At 72.6% G+C, this 442-nt stretch carries 1 protein-coding gene; it reads left to right on the top strand.

Annotated features, from left to right (window positions below):
- The coding region (locus MKK84_RS34600; RefSeq protein ID WP_243927475.1) for a hypothetical protein at nucleotides 1-213 on the top strand (213 nt) is incomplete at its 5' end.
- Nucleotides 214-442 lie beyond the last annotated feature (229 nt).

Genomic DNA, 442 nt, shown 5'->3' with positions numbered 1-442 from the left:
GCCGACCCCGCGCTGGCCGAAGCCCACGCGACCATGTTGCCCGCCGGCCTGTCCCGCCCCCGCGGCGCCATCGACCCGGACCAGACGCTGGCCACCGCCAAGATCTGCGAAGCCGAGACCGTGGCCGAGGCCCGGGCCTGGCTCTCGCCCAAGGAGCGCATGGCGCTGCTGCACGACCGCGCGCTCCTCGACCGGCTGGTGCGGTTGGATTAGGGCGGCGCCGCCGAGGGGGTGAGGGTTCAGGCGCGGGCGCGTGTCGGGTCCAGCGTTGTTGCAACCCAGCCCCCTCATCCTGAAGTGCCCGGCGATCGAAGATCGCTGGGCCTCGAAGGAGCCCTCCAGCCAGCCGCGCGATTCCCAGAGGGCTCCTTCGAGGGCGTCGGTGCGCGACACCGCCTCAGCATGAGGGGATTGGGTGGGAGGGGCGCCGATCAGGATTCGG

The organism is Methylobacterium sp. E-065, from assembly GCF_022829605.1.
GTDB lineage: Bacteria > Pseudomonadota > Alphaproteobacteria > Rhizobiales > Beijerinckiaceae > Methylobacterium.
This window is presented reverse-complemented; position numbering and strand designations above follow the sequence as displayed.